The organism is Rhodococcus sp. H29-C3, from assembly GCF_030063405.1.
Classification (GTDB): Bacteria; Actinomycetota; Actinomycetes; order Mycobacteriales; family Mycobacteriaceae; genus Rhodococcoides.
Map to the genome: position 1 here is coordinate 76,053 of NZ_JASITC010000006.1, position 16,125 is coordinate 92,177.

19 protein-coding genes are annotated in these 16,125 nt (G+C 62.5%); 10 read left to right on the forward strand and 9 right to left on the reverse strand.

Annotation, left to right across the window (positions count from 1 at the left end; genetic code table 11):
• The 8 genes from QMK32_RS15550 to QMK32_RS15585 all read left to right on the forward strand — a co-directional run bounded on the left by QMK32_RS15550 (nucleotide 1) and on the right by QMK32_RS15585 (nucleotide 7,007).
• Nucleotides 1–627, forward strand: a complete 627-nt coding sequence (locus QMK32_RS15550) for a Maf family protein (RefSeq protein ID WP_283475959.1) — start codon at nucleotides 1–3, stop codon at nucleotides 625–627.
• A 97-nt stretch (nucleotides 628–724) separates the two neighbouring features.
• Entirely contained in the window at nucleotides 725–898 is a 174-nt protein-coding gene (locus tag QMK32_RS15555; RefSeq protein WP_283475960.1) for a hypothetical protein, read from the forward strand.
• Nucleotides 899–946: 48 nt separating this feature from the next.
• Nucleotides 947–1,843, forward strand: a complete 897-nt coding sequence (locus QMK32_RS15560; protein ID WP_283475961.1) for a sulfurtransferase — start codon at nucleotides 947–949, stop codon at nucleotides 1,841–1,843.
• Between the two features lie 2 nt (nucleotides 1,844–1,845).
• Nucleotides 1,846–2,259 carry a SufE family protein gene (locus QMK32_RS15565; RefSeq protein ID WP_283475962.1) on the forward strand — a complete coding sequence of 138 codons (414 nt, stop codon included), beginning with the start codon at nucleotides 1,846–1,848 and terminating at the stop codon, nucleotides 2,257–2,259.
• Nucleotides 2,260–2,424: 165 nt separating this feature from the next.
• On the forward strand, nucleotides 2,425–3,900 hold the full coding sequence (locus QMK32_RS15570; protein ID WP_283475963.1) for a condensation domain-containing protein: 1,476 nt from the start codon (nucleotides 2,425–2,427) through the stop codon (nucleotides 3,898–3,900).
• Nucleotides 3,901–4,047: 147 nt separating this feature from the next.
• Complete coding sequence (locus QMK32_RS15575) at nucleotides 4,048–5,841, forward strand: acetyl/propionyl/methylcrotonyl-CoA carboxylase subunit alpha (protein WP_283475964.1); 1,794 nt, start codon at nucleotides 4,048–4,050, stop codon at nucleotides 5,839–5,841.
• Between the two features lie 36 nt (nucleotides 5,842–5,877).
• The gene (locus QMK32_RS15580; protein WP_283475965.1) at nucleotides 5,878–6,306 is read left to right on the forward strand and encodes a DUF1707 SHOCT-like domain-containing protein; all 429 of its coding nucleotides are present in this window, start codon (nucleotides 5,878–5,880) and stop codon (nucleotides 6,304–6,306) included.
• On the forward strand, nucleotides 6,303–7,007 hold the full coding sequence (locus QMK32_RS15585; protein ID WP_283475966.1) for a haloacid dehalogenase type II: 705 nt from the start codon (nucleotides 6,303–6,305) through the stop codon (nucleotides 7,005–7,007). Before QMK32_RS15580 ends, QMK32_RS15585 begins: the two co-directional genes overlap by 4 nt.
• Nucleotides 7,008–7,046: 39 nt before the next feature.
• Here QMK32_RS15585 and QMK32_RS15590 read toward each other — a convergent pair whose 3' ends face one another.
• On the reverse strand, nucleotides 7,047–8,024 hold the full coding sequence (locus QMK32_RS15590) for a TIGR00341 family protein (RefSeq protein WP_283475967.1): 978 nt from the start codon (nucleotides 8,022–8,024) through the stop codon (nucleotides 7,047–7,049).
• 537 nt (nucleotides 8,025–8,561) lie between these two features.
• On the opposite strand from QMK32_RS15590, the gene QMK32_RS15595 reads away from it, so the two are divergent.
• Complete coding sequence (locus QMK32_RS15595) at nucleotides 8,562–9,602, forward strand: baeRF11 domain-containing protein (protein WP_269303168.1); 1,041 nt, start codon at nucleotides 8,562–8,564, stop codon at nucleotides 9,600–9,602.
• Nucleotides 9,603–9,668: 66 nt separating this feature from the next.
• Here the strand turns inward: QMK32_RS15595 and QMK32_RS15600 are convergent, their stop codons facing one another.
• The 7 genes from QMK32_RS15600 to QMK32_RS15630 all read right to left on the reverse strand — a co-directional run bounded on the left by QMK32_RS15600 (nucleotide 9,669) and on the right by QMK32_RS15630 (nucleotide 15,047).
• A complete protein-coding gene (locus tag QMK32_RS15600; protein ID WP_283475968.1) occupies nucleotides 9,669–10,307 on the reverse strand; it encodes a class I SAM-dependent DNA methyltransferase in 639 nt (212 codons plus the stop codon).
• Nucleotides 10,308–10,348: 41 nt separating this feature from the next.
• Nucleotides 10,349–10,888 (reverse strand): nucleotidyltransferase family protein, encoded by a 540-nt coding sequence (locus QMK32_RS15605; protein WP_283476138.1) that lies wholly within the window; start codon nucleotides 10,886–10,888, stop codon nucleotides 10,349–10,351.
• Nucleotides 10,889–10,897: 9 nt separating this feature from the next.
• On the reverse strand, nucleotides 10,898–11,527 hold the full coding sequence (locus tag QMK32_RS15610; protein WP_283475969.1) for a DUF2461 domain-containing protein: 630 nt from the start codon (nucleotides 11,525–11,527) through the stop codon (nucleotides 10,898–10,900).
• Between the two features lie 34 nt (nucleotides 11,528–11,561).
• A complete protein-coding gene (locus QMK32_RS15615) occupies nucleotides 11,562–12,635 on the reverse strand; it encodes a lysylphosphatidylglycerol synthase transmembrane domain-containing protein (RefSeq protein WP_283475970.1) in 1,074 nt (357 codons plus the stop codon).
• Nucleotides 12,632–13,069 (reverse strand): Lrp/AsnC family transcriptional regulator, encoded by a 438-nt coding sequence (locus QMK32_RS15620; RefSeq protein WP_084346818.1) that lies wholly within the window; start codon nucleotides 13,067–13,069, stop codon nucleotides 12,632–12,634. The genes QMK32_RS15615 and QMK32_RS15620 overlap by 4 nt, the downstream gene beginning before the upstream one ends.
• Nucleotides 13,070–13,152: 83 nt before the next feature.
• On the reverse strand, nucleotides 13,153–13,863 hold the full coding sequence (locus QMK32_RS15625) for a CPBP family intramembrane glutamic endopeptidase (protein ID WP_269303160.1): 711 nt from the start codon (nucleotides 13,861–13,863) through the stop codon (nucleotides 13,153–13,155).
• Entirely contained in the window at nucleotides 13,863–15,047 is a 1,185-nt protein-coding gene (locus tag QMK32_RS15630; protein WP_283475972.1) for an NAD(P)H-binding protein, read from the reverse strand. Before QMK32_RS15630 ends, QMK32_RS15625 begins: the two co-directional genes overlap by 1 nt.
• 77 nt (nucleotides 15,048–15,124) lie before the next feature.
• Between QMK32_RS15630 and QMK32_RS15635 the strand changes: the two genes are divergently transcribed.
• Entirely contained in the window at nucleotides 15,125–15,730 is a 606-nt protein-coding gene (locus QMK32_RS15635; RefSeq protein WP_283475973.1) for a ribulose 1,5-bisphosphate carboxylase large subunit, read from the forward strand.
• A 58-nt stretch (nucleotides 15,731–15,788) separates the two neighbouring features.
• Here QMK32_RS15635 and QMK32_RS15640 read toward each other — a convergent pair whose 3' ends face one another.
• On the reverse strand, nucleotides 15,789–16,073 hold the full coding sequence (locus tag QMK32_RS15640) for a modification methylase HgiDII (protein ID WP_269303154.1): 285 nt from the start codon (nucleotides 16,071–16,073) through the stop codon (nucleotides 15,789–15,791).
• Nucleotides 16,074–16,125 lie beyond the last annotated feature (52 nt).

Sequence of the window (16,125 nt, forward strand, 5' to 3'; positions counted from 1 at the left end):
GTGCCTCGTTTCGTTCTCGCCTCAGCGTCGCCTGCGCGGCTCGAAGTTCTACGCAAAGCGGGAATCGATCCAGTCGTGCGGGTGTCCGGGGTGGACGAGGACGCGCTCACCGCTGCACTCGGATCCGATCCGGTACCCGAGGATGTGGTCGTAGCCTTGGCGCGCGCAAAGGCCGAAGCAGTCCTCACCGAGTTCGACGACGCAGTGGTGGTCGGATGCGATTCGATGTTGTCAATCGGCGACGAGCTCCAGGGCAAGCCTCACAGCGTCGATGTGGCACGGCGTAGATGGGCTGCGATGGCCGGGACATCAGGTGATCTTCTGACCGGCCACGCCGTCGTTCGAGTCGTGGGCGGGAGATCGGTCGCGGTCGCAGTCGGGTGCAGTTCGACGAGGATTCATTTCAGTGAACCCTCGTCTGCAGACCTCGAGGCATATCTCGCATCGGGAGAGCCGTTGTCGGTGGCCGGCGCCTTCACGCTGGACGGCCTCGGTGGGTGGTTCGTCGACCGCATCGAGGGAGATCCGTCCAGCGTCATCGGGATCGGTCTACCGCTCGTCCGTCGACTTCTAGCCGATGTCGGCACGTCGTTGTCCGAGCTGTGGGCCGATTCAGGGAACCAATAGAGCTGTGATGTCTCGGGCCCCGGTCATCACCTCGGCGATCTTGTCCGCAACCTCCTCGGCTGTACCGGTCTCCGAACCGAACAACACGATCACTGCCATGTCCACTCCACTTCTCGCAACTTTTCCTCGCGGGCCACCGAAAGAATCGGTACGTGAGAACAGCCTCACCAGCAGTGAGGGTCGGATCCCACCTGCTTTCCGTGGGCACGACGGGTGTCCACGGGTGGCTCTGCTCTCCGAGCACAGCTCCCTCGACTCGCCGACCGCCTAGGATCGACAGAGACAGATCGATTCGATCACTCCTAGGAGCGAAGAAGAAGTGCCCGTAGCAGCAGACCCCACGCCCACGTTTTCCGACTATGCGCACCCAGATCGACTGGTGTCCACTCAATGGCTGTCCGCACATCTCGGCACTCCCGGCCTCCGGGTCGTCGAATCGGATGAGGATGTGCTTCTCTACGACGTCGGCCACATCCCGGGTGCGGTGAAGATCGATTGGCATGTCGATCTCAACGACCCCGTCACGCGGGACTACATCGATGGAGATCAGTTCGCGGCCCTGCTCGGCCGCAAGGGCATCTCTCGCGACGACACCATCGTGATCTACGGCGACAAGAGCAATTGGTGGGCCGCCTACGCACTGTGGGTATTCACCTTGTTCGGTCACAAGGATGTCCGACTGCTCGACGGTGGCCGCGACGCGTGGCTGGCCGAGAACCGCGAAACAACCCTCGACGTCCCCGAGTACCCGACCACGGAATACCCAGTGGTGGAGCGAAACGACGCACCGATACGAGCATTCGCTGCGGACGTCCTCACAAGCCTTGGCACGATTCCTCTCATCGACGTGCGCTCACCAGCCGAATACACCGGGGAACGTACCCACATGCCCGACTATCCGGAGGAAGGGGCACTGCGCGGCGGCCACATACCGACCGCGGTCAGCATCCCCTGGGCCAAGGCTGCGGCCCCCGACGGTCGCTTCCGTACCAGAGCAGAGCTCGACGAAATCTACGCCGACTACGTCGCAAGTGAGAAGGTGATCGCGTACTGCCGAATCGGCGAGCGATCGAGCCACACCTGGTTCGTGCTGACTCACCTTCTCGGTCACGAATCGGTCCGTAACTACGACGGCTCGTGGACCGAATGGGGCAATGCTGTTCGGGTTCCGATTGCACGCGGCGAGGAGCCTGGCTCCGTACCCGTGAAGGCCTGATCATGTCCGAGTTGCCGGAGTCGCTCTCCGAGATCGTCGAGGATTTCGCCGCGGTCGAGGGCCAGGACAAGCTTCAGTTGCTCCTCGAGTTCAGTCGTGAGCTCCCTGAGTTGCCCGGGCATTTGGAGCAGGCAGCTATGGAGCCGGTGCCCGAATGCCAGTCACCGCTGTTTCTTTCCGTGGACAGTGTGGATCGTGACTCAGTCAAGCTGTATTTCAGTGCGCCGCCGGAAGCGCCGACGACGAGGGGTTTCGCCTCGATACTTCACCAGGGTCTCGACGGACATTCAGCGCAGGACATTCTCGCTGTTCCGGATGATTTCTACCTTGCGCTCGGTCTCGGAGCAGCTGTGAGTCCTCTGCGACTGCGCGGGATGTCGGCGATGCTGTCGCGCATCAAGCGACATGTGAGATGAAACTCGAATAGAGGCGACCTCGACCTGCTGGTCGAGGTCGTCTTGATCGATACACTTGCCGGTCGGTACAGTCAAAACTGGACACGGTGTATGCGATTCGATAGTTCTTCGGTGCGCTCACCGTGGCTGTTTGTTCATCCCGCGTGGAGAGTTGGTTGCTGTCGAATGGAGTTCACCGAGTTGGCGGACTACGCCATACCCGCAGGCACCATCACGGAGTGGATTCCCAGTGTCGGTCCCCACGCAAGCACCCCGGTCCTGGCCGGTTGGCAGCCGGACGACCGCCCAACGTCGTATGTCCACGAGGCGCACCTGCGCGACAGCCTGAAGAGTCCGCGTCAGGGTCGGGAGAGTTGGTTGGGCGCGGCGTTCGATATCGACGGCCCGCTCGACAAGCGTGCGTTCCGACGCGCCGTGCTCGCGTGGATCGATCGCCACGAGTCTATGCGTTCACACGCGGCCATCGACGTCGTCGACGGAGAGCTCAGCCGGGTCACCGCCGCTGAAGGCACCGTCGATGTCTGGCAGGTCGAGCAGGAGCGCTGTGAGCTCTCCAGCGAGGTGTTGGACCATCTGCAGTACTTGTTCGACGAATACACCTCACCTCTTGCCTGGCCCGCGTATGCGTTCGTGACAGTTGAGCCACTGGAAACGTTGGACACGGGAAAGGTCACCGTCTTTTTCGCCGCCGACCACTCCATAATCGACGGCCTGTCCACCGTTCTGGTTGCCCACGAGATATCCGCGTTGTACGCCGAGGCAGTCGACGGCACTGCCGCCGCGCTGTTCGAGGCTGGTAGCTACCTGGACTTCGGGATGTCCGAGCGCCGGATGCACGCCGAACTCGAGCACACTCACGATGCCGTGGTGACCTGGCGCCGATTCCTCGACGCCGACAATGGTCGGCTACCGGCCTTTCCTCTCGATATCGGTCCGCCGGGGAGCGGTGACACCCCGCAAGGCGGGTTGACCGACTGGATCTTCGATGCCGAACGGGCCGATTCCTTCTCTGTCGCGTGCCGCAAGACCGGCAACAGTATGTTCGCCGGACTGCTGGCCGCCTTGGCAGTGGCCGGGGCGGAGCTGACCGGCCGGACCGAGTTCCGGACCATCACACCCGTACACACTCGGGATCAACCGCACTGGGCGTCGTCACTCGGGTGGTTCGTCGGATTGTGCCCGCTCTCGTTCGATATCGCGGATGCGGAATCGTTCGGCGCGATCGTTGCGCGGGCTACTCAGCAGGTCACGGCGACCAAGCCGGTGGCCCGGGTCCCACTCGACCGGGTCTTTCGCGCGCTGGGTGCCTCTGCGAAGCCGCGCTTCGTGGTGTCGTTCATGGATGTCCGTTTCGCGCCGATGGCCGAGCGGTGGGACGCCTGGAATGCACGGGCACTGCGCAGCAAGCAGTACGACCACGACGTCTACATCTGGGTCAACCGCACGCCGCGCGGAGTGAACATCTCGGCGCGGTACCCCAACAACGACATCGCAACCGCACACGTTCACCGCTACGTCGGCACGCTGCGGCGAATCCTCGACGAAGTGGTCGACACAGGAACGGCGTCGCTTCCCTCCATGGTGAGCAGCGGCCCGGCATTGCACAGCGCGTCCTTCGTTCCGACACCTACCAATCAGTAGGGACCTCCGGCTTTTTTGGGTCTGTTCCCTGTAACCACCATCCAGTTTCGGATGTGCCGGCCACTGTGCTTACACTCCGAAGAGACGCCCGTAACCGAGCGGCGGAAAAACGCCGCGCACGGAACACTTGAAACCACAGGAGGCTCAGTGCCCAGCCACGCCAGCGCGCATATCACCAAGGTGCTTGTCGCCAATCGCGGCGAGATCGCAGTTCGGGTGATACGAGCAGCAGCGGATGCCGGCCTGACCAGTGTCGCGGTATACGCCGAACCTGACGCCGATGCTCCGTTCGTGCGGCTTGCCGATGAAGCCTTCGCTCTCGGTGGACAGACATCTGCCGAGTCCTACCTGGTAATCGACAAGATCCTCGACGCCGCCAAGAAGTCCGGCGCCGACGCCATTCACCCCGGCTACGGATTCCTGTCCGAAAACGCCGAATTCGCCCAGGCCGTCATCGACGCCGGGTTGATCTGGATCGGACCGTCACCGCAGTCGATTCGCGATCTCGGCGACAAGGTCACGGCCCGCCACATCGCCGCCCGCGCCAAAGCCCCTTCAGTGCCCGGCACCTCGGAGCCGGTCAAAGACGCAGCCGAAATCCTCGCTTTCGTCGACGAGCACGGTCTACCGATCGCCATCAAGGCTGCCTTCGGTGGCGGCGGACGTGGCATGAAAGTTGCCCGCACCCGCGAAGAGATCCCAGAGTTGTTCGACTCTGCCACCCGCGAAGCTGTCTCAGCCTTCGGTCGCGGAGAGTGCTTCGTCGAGCGCTACCTGGACAAACCGCGCCACGTCGAAGCTCAGGTCATCGCCGACCAGCACGGCAACGTCGTCGTCGCCGGCACCCGCGACTGCAGTCTGCAGCGCCGTTTCCAGAAGCTCGTCGAGGAAGCGCCTGCGCCGTTCCTCACCGACGCCCAGCGCGCCGAGATCCATTCCTCCGCGAAAGCGATCTGCCGCGAAGCCGGTTACTACGGCGCAGGTACCGTCGAATACCTCGTCGGCCAGGACGGACTCGTCTCGTTCCTGGAGGTCAACACCCGCCTGCAGGTAGAGCACCCCGTCACCGAGGAGACCTCCGGCATCGACCTGGTGTTGCAGCAGTTCCGCATCGCAAACGGCGAAGAACTCTCCATCACCGAAGACCCCACACCGCGCGGACACTCCTTCGAGTTCCGCATCAACGGCGAGGATGCCGGCCGCGGCTTCCTACCGGCCCCCGGACCGGTCACCACCTTCGTCGCCCCCTCGGGCCCCGGCGTGCGCGTGGACTCCGGTGTCGAATCCGGTTCCGTGATCGGCGGCCAGTTCGACTCCATGCTCGCCAAGCTCATCGTCACCGGCGCCACCCGCGAAGAAGCCCTCGCACGCTCGCGTCGCGCGCTGGCCGAGTTCAAGGTCGAGGGCCTGGCGACCGTCATCCCGTTCCACGCAGCTGTGGTATCCGATCCCGCCTTCATCGGAGACGGCACGAAGTTCGACGTCCACACGCGCTGGATCGAGACCGAGTGGGACAACCAGGTCGAACCGTTCACCGCCGGTGAGCCTCTGGACGAGGACGAGGCACTGCCCCGCCAGTCCGTCGTTCTCGAGGTCGGTGGCCGTCGCGTCGAGGTCTCGCTCCCCGGCCAGTTCTCACTCGGTGGCGGTGGCGCCGCGACCGACGGTGCGATCCGTCGTAAGCCGAAGGCTCGCAAGCGAGGTGGCTCGGGAGGCGGCGCCGCATCGGGTGACGCTGTCACCGCTCCGATGCAAGGCACTGTCGTCAAGGTTGCCGTCGAAGAGGGCCAGGAAGTCGCCGAAGGCGATCTTATCGCTGTCCTCGAGGCGATGAAGATGGAGAACCCGGTCAACGCCCACAAGGCGGGTGTCGTCACCGGTCTGTCCGTGCAGCCGGGATCGGCCATCACTCAGGGCACCGTACTCGCCGAACTGAAGTAACACGATCCACACCGACGTCCGGGTTAGTCTGTTCTCATGGCAGATAACCCGGACGTTCGTGTAGGTACGGCCGAGCGTGAACAGGCGCTTTCAGCTTTGAGCCGGCATTTCAGCGATGGGAAGCTCACCCTCCCCGAATTCGACGAGCGAAGCGCCGTGGTTGCGTCCGCCAACACACGCGGGCAGCTGGATTCGGTGTTCACCGACCTTCCTTCGCCCTCCCTGAATCCAAGCGCCTCAGCTCCGTTGGACCGGAGAGAGTCCACCCCTCCCGCACACACGGACGAGTACGACGGTGCCGACGGGTGGGACTGGCGCAAGACAGCGATCGCGGTGACCCCGATCGTTGCTCTGATCCTGTTCTTCATCGTCCCCGTCCCCCACAGTTGGTTGTTCTTGCTGCTCATCCCACTGGTTGGTGCACTCCTCGCGGGTGGAAATCGGGCCAGGCGGCGCGATCGGTGACTGCGACCGATCCCCCGAGAGCACTGTTGCTCGATGTGTTCGGCACCGTGGTGGATTGGCGTACGAGCGTTGCCCGCGAGGTCGCCGCGGCCACAGCTGCTCAGGTAGATTCACTCGCTTTCGCTGATCGGTGGCGTAGCCTCTATCAGCCGGCGATGGAACAGGTGCGGTCCGGCGCGCGCGCCTTCACCAGACTCGATGTTCTGCACCTGGAGAGTCTTCGAATAGTTCTCTCGGAGTTCGATGTTCGAATTCCCGAACCCTCGATTGTCGCCCTGAATCTCGCGTGGCACCGCTTGGACCCGTGGCCGGATTCGGTGGAAGGCATCGGCCGTCTACAGTCGAAGTTCATCGTTGCGCCGCTGTCCAACGGCAACATTTCGCTTCTGTTGGACATGGCGAAGAACGCCGGTCTTGCTTGGGATGCAATCCTCGGCGCGGAGCCGGCGCGCGCGTACAAACCGTTGCCCGAGGCATATCTCCGCACCGCCGACATTCTCGGCCTACGTCCCGAGCAGTGCATGATGGTCGCGGCTCACAACGGTGATCTGATGGCGGCCAGAGAGTGCGGATTTCGTACAGCTTTCGTTTCCCGACCGCGGGAATACGGGCCCTCGCAAACGAAAGATGTTGCTCCGGAGTCGGACTGGACGTACAGCGTGCACTCGATCGCCGAACTCGCCACGGCTCTGCACTGCTGAGATCTACGTCAGCTCTTCTCGGCCATTGAAAATGTCGCCCTATTCGGTAGCCTCGATACGACTACCGACTGCATGGACGACAACGATCTGCGGATTCCACGGCACCAGGGCGTCGATCGATTTTTCGAGCTCGCCGATCGGCGGAAGATACTGAGGGCCTAGTACTTCGATCACCGCGGTGTCGGCCTGCCAGGTGACGGATCCGACCTGAGCATCTGGAACTGAGGCGAGCCATTGCTCTGCCGCGTCGTGAATCTGACGCACCCAGAGTGAGGTAAGCGAATTGATCACCATGGGAATGGCCACGACTACCAGCGCTGATGCCAACAGAAGAAATACGCGAGCATGTCGCGGCGACTCTGTGGTGCGGCTTTCTCGGGCGTAGCCGGCGACAACCAGTACCAGGGTGGAGGTGATCACCATGGCAACCACATTCGAGGCGAACAAGACCAGAGCGCCGAGCGCAAGCGAGGGCGCTCCGGATCCGAGGCAGACACCGACTACCGCAAGTGGTGGGACCAATGAAATTGCAATGGCCACGCCGGGAAGCACATCACCGACGTCACGGCGAGTGATCGCAATGGATCCGGCGAAGCCAGTGGCAATCGCAGCCATGAGGTCGGCCAGTGTCGGGGAGGTGCGTCCGAGAACCTGAGAATTAGTCAGCACATTGGTCGGGTTGAGCAAGACCTGCGCGAACAGGTATCCGAACGCCACGACCAACACGAGCCCCAACAGAACATGTAGAGCACTCCTGAACACGAGTGATCCACGACCGGTGGCAATCCCGAGGCCGGCACCGAGAATCGGTGTCGACAACGGAGCTACGATCATCGCCCCGATGACGGTGGCCGTCGAGTCTGCAACCACTCCCGCGACAGCGATGATTCCGGAAAGGGTGAGCATGATCCAGAATGCCGACCGCTTTGCACCAGTGTCCCCGACAGCGAGATCCAACCGCTCGTCGAGTTCGTCGAGACTTCGACGCTGACTGTCCGGGACCAAAAATGCAAGCATCTCCCAGCCTTTCGAAACTCGGAAGCCAGCGATCGCGATTTCACGGTAGCCCGCTTTCGGCGAGTGCGTACCGTAAACCGAGCACACCGAACGTGTCTGCCCGGTGAAGGAGAACCATTCGGGCCTCTCCTCCACTCACTGCGCTGTCGAGATCCACCCTGCACGATCGGGTTCCTTCCTGCGGGACGAACGCCCAACGCCGGTGGTCACTTTCGGCCGCACCGAAAGTGGAGTCCCAATTTTGTTCTGGGTTACGGAGCTCAACGAAAGCATCCTGACCTGGTGGTCAGATTTTCGTTCCGACGTAGTCACAAAGCCCCAGTTCGAGACCGAGTGTGGGACACTCACGAAGGACAAGCCGGTACACAGCCCCACCTGCTGCACACAGTTCGCGAACACGCATCTGCGCATCGGTCGGGATGGACACAGCTTTCCGGCGGTCAGTTCTCTCCAAGAGAAGGGCTAAAGATGCTACACACAGACATACCAAGCCAGGCAGAGATCATCGACCTAGCTTCCACCGAGGGAAGAACTTGCGTGTCGATCTACACCCCGACCGCAGACACGGTGCGAGATCATGATCGCGTCCAGCGTGAATTTGCCGGCCAGGTGCGCACGGCACTAGCGCAGATCGAAGACTCCGACGAGCGAGCAACTATCGAGCAGTCATTCGAGGCGCTCACCGAATGGTCGGAGTTCTGGCGATACCAATCGCGCACCCTTGTGGTGCACGCAACCACCGAACGCATCCGTAGTTATCGTCTGCCCAACCGCCTTTCGGCCGTGACGTTCGCCGGCGACCGCTTCTACCTCAAGCCCATGCTCCGCACCACATCGTTCCCGCAGACTGCGTTCGTCCTGGCGTTGGCCGAGGGTGGCGTGCGATTGGTCGACATCTCCGCTGACCAACCGCCTGCGGAGGTAAGCGTGCCCGGCTTGCCGACGGACCTCGAGTCCGAACTCGGCAAGCCTGAGCGCAGCGGATACGGCCCCGGTGGAAGGCCCCACAACCCGGACAGTCGTATGACCCGTATTCGGCAATTCACCCGTATCGTCGACCAGGCTCTGCGCACCACTTTGATCGGTCGCGGCATTCCTTTGATCCTCGCTGCGGCCGACCCCATCGCATCGATCTATCGCGGCACCACTACCTATCCGGGACTGCTGCCGCAGGGCATCGAGGGTAATCCTCAGGCGCTCAGCGACGGCGCTTTGGCCGACGCCGCCCGCACCGTGCTGGACAATCACTACCGCGACCAGCTGGTCGACCTGCGTCAGCTCTTCGACGAGCGTAAGTCGCAAGGCCGCGGACTGACCGATGTTGCGGACGTCGCGAAAGCCGCCACGTACGGCGCGATCAGCACGGTACTGGTCGACATCGAGAGCATCGTTCCGGGTACCGTCGATCCAGGCACCGGTGACGTGCACTTCACGGATGCCGACGACTCGAAGGTCTACGGCGTGGTGGACGAGATAACCCGGCGCGCATTGCTGTCCGGCGCGACGGTGACCGCCGTTCGAAGTGAAGACATGCCCGACGGCGCACAGATCGCGGCAATCCTGCGGTACAAGAGCTGATCCGGATTCCCGCCCGTTCGCGGGCGGGAACTCTTCACCCTGCGTCGAGCTGGCCTTCGTTCGCTTCTACTTACGCGCCAGAATATATGCCTGTGGTTGAAGCTCAGATCCCATCGGCGGACGGACTAATCGAATCGCCACCCAAAACCCCCTCTTGCACAACAGATTCAAGATTTTTTCAGGAGACAGGCGGTAGACGTCGTACGCGACGGCATGACCGTAAGCGTGCTCCAGCCGCACTCGCTCGTCGCCGACCTGAAACGAGAGTAGAAGCAAGCCGCCCGGGGCAAGGACCCGCCAGAACTCCGCGAAAACTACGGTCAGGAGCTTCGGCGGGGTATGAATTATCGAATACCATGCGAGAACCCCCTCGACACTTCCGTCGGCGAGGTTCACATCGAGTATCGATCCGACGTCGAATTGCATTGCAGGATAGCCCCTTCGGGCGATGTCGATCATCTTCGGAGACACATCGATCCCGATTGTAGTGAGCCCGTGGCCGTGGAGGTACTCGGAAATCCGGCCGGGTCCACACCCGGCGTCGAGGACGCGCGTGCCCCCCTCGGCACTCACCATGTCCGCGAACGTATCCAACAATCGCCGATCGAGTGGCTTGTGCGAGAGCTCATCTCGCAGTAGTTCGGTGTAACTGTGCGCTACGGCATCATAGGCCGTCCTGGTCATATCCAGATCGTCGATACCCATGCCGCCCCTCTCGCAACAGAATCTCCAATGCCGACACCGTACTAGCGGTAGTCGTGATCGATGCCCGTCGCCCATCGAGCACACTCGACGGCGACGACATCGAATCTACTGCGCAGAAACGCCCGTGCACCCGCATCTCCACTCGAAGTGTCGATCACTTCCTCCCAATGCTCACGACCGAATACCACGGGGTGGCCTGGAGTGCCGTCGAATACCGCACGAGCCAGATTCGACGGCGAAACCCGGGCGGCATCGAGGACAGCGCGCACAACCTCGGGACCCACATCGGGCGTGTCGACGACGTGGACGACCGCGTACGAGAAGCCCTCGGCCGCGGACAGCCCAGCCTTCAGCGAGGCACTCATACCGACGAGCCAATCGTGAGCATGCACAGCGATCGCCCCGTCCGGCATCGCACTGCCTGCGGCACCCAGTACCACGATCACCTTCTCGCATCCACCTTCGAGCAGAGCGCGCACGGCGATGTCGAGCCACCGGCCTTCGTCGGCGAGTACTTTCGGTAATCCGTAGCGGGTGCCGGCACCTGCGGCCAACAGCACCCCGATAGCATCGCCCGTCAACAGTTTCACTTAGCCCATCACCGCTCTCGCCCACTCGATCAGGGGTACGAGTTCACGCCACGTATCTCGCACATGCAGCGACGCGGCGGACGTCTCGAGCCAGTCCGGTGATCCGAAGTGTTTCGACGCCGTCAAGGATTTGTGTCTGAGCAGGCCGATTCGAGGATGGTCGAGCTCGTAGCCACGCGGCTTGGTTTTCAGCTGGTCACCACCGATCTCGAACCCGGCCGCGGTCAAGGTCGTCACCAATTTGTCGAGTTCTACCCCGCGCACGTCGTTGTCCACCGCTTCTCGATAGCGGGCAATGCCGTCGGTGGTCGAACCATAGAACCCGCCTGCGACGAAGAGCCCGGCCGGATCGATCTGTACGTAGAAGCCGAGGCTTTGGCCGCGCGCCACGAACCCGCCTTGATGCGTCTTGTACGGCGTCTTGTCCTTGGAGAATCGCACGTCTCGATACGGACGGAATACCTTCCCTTCACCGAACTCCGCTTCCAGCTCTGCGAGCAACGCGGTCATGGGTGCTTTGACCGACTCGTCATAGACGGATTTATGAGCAGCCCACCACGTCTTGCTGTTGTCCGCTTCGAGGTCCTCGTAGAAGTCCAGCGCAGCAAAAGGAATACCGGTGAAAGCCATATTCGTCATCCTAGGAGGAAAGCCAACGGAGTCGTCATGACCGGGGATCACTCGACGGCTGGGGATCGCTCGAAGGCCGACTGACGATGACACGCCAGTTCTTCGTCGATCGCCAATAAAGGTATGCGATCAGACCGAGCGGAATCGGGACCAGCCACGTAGCCATCCGGAACAACATCACGGCCGCAACCAGTTCTCCCTGTTGAGCCGTGGTCATGCCGACTCCGAGCACCGCGATCAGAACGGCATCGGCAACCCCGAGACCGCCAGGGGTGGGGGCGAGAAGCACTGCCAACGACATGGCACCGAAGGCGACCACGATCCGATCCCAGCCCACTTCGTCACTGCTCGTACCCATCAGCCGAAGGGCCACGCCGAGCGTGAGTGCCCCGAGCACTTGCGAGAGCAACATCGTCGCAGTCAACGACCGCCAACAGGTCCGTACCCGGGCGAGCAGATGCTCGCGGAAGTCGGCGACGACTTCCTCCATGTCTCGTGGAGCGATGCGCTCGAACCGTCGTGCCAACACATTTCGGCCATGTGTGAGCGCTCGGCCGACGCGACGAGCAATGGCATCGTTGGTGATCACGAGCGCGACGAGTAGGCAGATCGCGGTGACGACAACGCACGTGCCGACGGCAATCCAGACCTCCGACCCCGTTGCGGTCCCGAACAATACGAGAATTACGAGAGCGGCCGACATCAACACATACCGCGACAGATTGGTCCAGATGCCGATAGCGATAATCGAGGTCGAACTGTCCGCCAACGTGAAACCCCAGGATCGGTACATTCCGAACGTCAAACCCGTTGCGACCGTGCCGCCCTCAGGAACCGTGTTCGCCAGCGCAAGCGATGCCGTCCGTGCAACGCCGGCCTGCGCGATGGTCAGGCCGGGCAACGTATAGACCATCGGCCACAACATCGACGCCAGATAGAGCAGCCCGAAAACACTCACGATGAGAACGTCGCCCACCGAAATCGAACTCAGCGCATCCGATACCGCACCCGAATTCCCGACCGTGCGGTAGAGCAGCCACATGACGAGACCTACCACCCCATACGACAGGACGGCAGAAGCGACCTTACGGACAGGGCTGGGCGTCATCGGTCGTAGAAGGTCTGCAGAATGATCGTGCTTCGAGTCCGAACATTCGCCGTTGCGCGAATCTCTTGCAGTAAGCCCTCGAGGCTGCGCGGTGATTCCACTCGAACGAGAAGAACGTAACTCTCTTCCCCCGCCACCGAATGGCACGATTCGATGGCGGTGATGTGGCGAAGGCGCGCAGGTGCGTCGTCGGGCTGAGCGGGATCGATGGGCGTGATGGCGACGAACGCAGACAGCGGGCGTCCCAGCGCATCCGGATCCACCTGTGCGGTGTACCCGCGGATGACTCGACGGGCCTCGAGGCGTCGGACACGAGATTGCACAGCGGACACCGAGAGGGTGGCCTTCTCTGCAAGAGTGGCCAGAGTCGCGCGGCCGTCGGCCACCAGTTCGTCGATGATCAACCGGTCTATCCGGTCGAGGTTTTCGCTCACCTGCGCAATCTAGCTCAGTGCGACCCGACTCGACCCACTGGACAGCACAGAAGGCCGCTGAAACTTGACGAAATGTGTTCGAGTCAGGCGAACAGAGGCGGCAGCGCGAATATCATCACGGTGGACCAGATCACATGGGTCAGGATCGGCGCCAAGATGCCACCGGAAGCGCGCCGTTGCAGGGCGAGAACGAAACCGAGTGTGATTGCAGCGAACGCCAGCATCGGGTTCCCGCTCGCCAGGGTGACCACCGTGTAGATGATGGTCGAAATCAACACTGGCTTTCGACGACCGATCGCCGCGAACAAGGCGCCTCGAAAGAAGATCTCCTCGGCGACCCCATTGAGCAGGGTGATGAACACGATCAAAGCCAGTGATCCGAACCGCGCATGCGCCAGCACATTCTCGGTGAAGTCTGCCAGTGGTGGGATCTGGCGCACGATCAATGCGCCGACGACGAAAACAGCGCTTGCAGCAAGCCCGGTGAGAATTGGGGTGACGATCGGCCGTCGCATCGAGCCGTTGAATCGGATCCGACCGAGATGCAAGGGGCCCGAGGCGAAGCCGCCGACGATCCAGGCCGCGGCAAGTCCGAGCGTCAGCGCATAGAACGCACTGTCACCAGGCTCGACCGACAGCGACAGACCCAGCAGCGTTGCCCCGACTACGAGCGTGATCACCACCACGATCCGGCGTCGCATAAATGCCTTGTCGGTTTCCTCGTGGTCCCGGTCGACCTTTTCTACAAGGGCCGACTTCACAACGTCGACCACGCTCGTCTGCCACGTCGCCATCAAGCCTCCCTATTTCTGTCGTCGAACAGCCGTCGTATTGCCGATCTTGTCCGGCCGGAAACACTGTCGACCACATCGAGGTTCGTGCGCACCACCGCTGCGACGGGCCACGAGTACAACAATGAACGCGCGCCGAGGGACTCGAACAGGTCCCACGTCGGTTTCGACGAGGCCGCCACGCCGTAGCGGCGGATCACCGACGCGTCGCCTCCGCTCCACGCCGCATCGGTGACCGCAAGTCGTAGTGGATCCTTGAGTTCACTCACTCCGGGCGGGGTGCCGACGCGGCCCTGCACACTGCGACGCATCGCATCCGCGATCGTGGTTCTACCGCTTTCGGGTTCACCGGCGACATCGACGATCCGCTCCTCCGACGTCGTCATAGTGTTGTGCAGTGACCCGACCAGGTCTTCGGCGAGCGCATCCGGAATGGGGATGATCTTGCCGATGACACGCCCGGCCAGCCCAGTAGGAACGCCTGGGGTGCGCAACCCGACCCGGGTCAGTCCTGCCGCTTCCACGTACGCGAACAACAAATCTTGGTACGGCACAGTGTCCGGGCCGCCGATGTCGTACGAGCCGGGCGGAACAGTGGAGCGAGCCGCCAAAAGATAGAACAGGACGTCGTCGACGGCGATGGGCTGCACCGGGTGGCTCAGCCAGCTCGGCAGCGGCAACACCGGGAGCCTGTCGGCGAGATAGCGCAGCATCTCGTAGGAGGTGGATCCGGCGCCGATCACGATCGCTGCACGAAGCCATACGACCTCGACGCCGTCGACCGAGAGCGCCTCCCCGACGTCTGCTCGGCTCGCCAGATGCTCCGACAACTCTTCGCCCTCCGGCACGAACCCGCCCAGGTAGACGATCCGGCGCACACCGGCGGCTGCAGCAGCTTCGGCGAACTGCCGGGCCGAGGTCAAATCTTGGCTACGGTAGTCGGCTTGCCCGATCGCGTGGACCAAGTAGTACGCCACCTCGACGTCGCCCGCTTGCTCGAAACCCTCGCGAAGCGAGAGTGGGTCACCCGCGTCGAGCGCGCAGGTGTCGACGTCGTGCCACCAGTCGAATCTCGTCAGTGTCTGGGGTTGCCTCGACGCCGCACAGACCTCGTCGCCCGCCTTCAGCAAGGATGCGACCAACCTCGAGCCTATGTATCCACTCGCACCGGTAACGAGAACTCTCATGACTCGAGGCTAACGACATCGGATCGGCGCCGCCGCAGCAGCGGGGCCTGACGGCCTACCTGTGGCATTGTCGGGTGATGGCACTGGTACTGGCGGGCGTTCGGCTTCCCGTCCCCTTCGGGGGTCTGACTGCGGCAAAATTCGGTCGAGATGTGGCGCTGTCGAGCGCGCGTTGGGCCCGCGATACCGCCACCTTCGCGTGGGAGCTTCCCGGTCGTGTCGAGACGTTGCTCGACGAGGTGACGACGCTCATGGCTCGAATCGACGAGGTTGTCACCGCCGCACAACTCGTCGTCATCGAGGCCGCGGTCACTACTCGCTCGGCCGAAGGCGTCGTCGACACGGCATCGAAAACTTCGGCGACCGCACTCGAGTTGGTCGAGCTGTTCGAGCCGATGGCGCAACAGGCGGCACCGTTTGCGCAAAAGTTCGTCGACCACCTGTCCGAGCAAGAAGTCGACGCCACCATCGCGATGGTCGACCAACTTCCCGAAATCGTCGAACATATGAAAGCCGTCCTTCCGATCTTGGCCACACTCGATACGGTATCGCCGGAAATTCACGAATTGCTCAACGTGACAAAGGATGTCCGACGCGCCGTCATCGGAATCCCAGGGTTCAAATTCCTACGCAAAAGGGGCGAGGAGAAACTGGCAGAGGAAGCCGAGGAGGAAGGCCACTGATTCCCCCCTCCGCTCGACCCCCGAGTGCACGAAGCGGCACCACCAGGCGGCAGTCGGCTCAGCCGTGCTCGGCGACGAGCCGGTCGAACTCTGACCGGTCGATCAACTGCGGTTCACCGATAGCGAGGGCCTCGGCGTACTTGATCGCGAGGCGATAGTCGTGCCCGAGTGGTCCTCGTTCGCCGTCCTCGTCGTCGGCCTGCGCGCTGGCCCCTGGCGGCACCTCGTTCTGCAGGCCATTGGTGCGTTCGCCGAGTCGAGCATCGAGTTTTGCGGAAATGATCTGCATTGTCTCTTGGTCGTCGGTCATCAACCTCCCGTACCCGTACCCGGTCGACTTCACACCTCGATAGTCGACCGGGCCATGGTGATGGTTGCTTGTCGGTGTCTGGGGG

What these genes read in the sequence shown, in the direction of transcription:
- QMK32_RS15555 (WP_283475960.1), top strand. Translation starts at nt 725, where the DNA reads ATGTCCACTCCACTTCTCGCAACTTTTCCTCGCGGGCCACCGAAAGAA.
- QMK32_RS15565 (WP_283475962.1), top strand. Translation starts at nt 1,846, where the DNA reads ATGTCCGAGTTGCCGGAGTCGCTCTCCGAGATCGTCGAGGATTTCGCC.
- QMK32_RS15570 (WP_283475963.1), top strand. Translation starts at nt 2,425, where the DNA reads ATGGAGTTCACCGAGTTGGCGGACTACGCCATACCCGCAGGCACCATC.
- QMK32_RS15580 (WP_283475965.1), top strand. Translation starts at nt 5,878, where the DNA reads ATGGCAGATAACCCGGACGTTCGTGTAGGTACGGCCGAGCGTGAACAG.
- QMK32_RS15590 (WP_283475967.1), bottom strand. Translation starts at nt 8,024, where the DNA reads ATGCTTGCATTTTTGGTCCCGGACAGTCAGCGTCGAAGTCTCGACGAA.
- QMK32_RS15600 (WP_283475968.1), bottom strand. Translation starts at nt 10,307, where the DNA reads ATGGGTATCGACGATCTGGATATGACCAGGACGGCCTATGATGCCGTA.
- QMK32_RS15610 (WP_283475969.1), bottom strand. Translation starts at nt 11,527, where the DNA reads ATGGCTTTCACCGGTATTCCTTTTGCTGCGCTGGACTTCTACGAGGAC.
- QMK32_RS15615 (WP_283475970.1), bottom strand. Translation starts at nt 12,635, where the DNA reads ATGACGCCCAGCCCTGTCCGTAAGGTCGCTTCTGCCGTCCTGTCGTAT.
- QMK32_RS15625 (WP_269303160.1), bottom strand. Translation starts at nt 13,863, where the DNA reads ATGGCGACGTGGCAGACGAGCGTGGTCGACGTTGTGAAGTCGGCCCTT.
- QMK32_RS15630 (WP_283475972.1), bottom strand. Translation starts at nt 15,047, where the DNA reads ATGAGAGTTCTCGTTACCGGTGCGAGTGGATACATAGGCTCGAGGTTG.
- QMK32_RS15635 (WP_283475973.1), top strand. Translation starts at nt 15,125, where the DNA reads ATGGCACTGGTACTGGCGGGCGTTCGGCTTCCCGTCCCCTTCGGGGGT.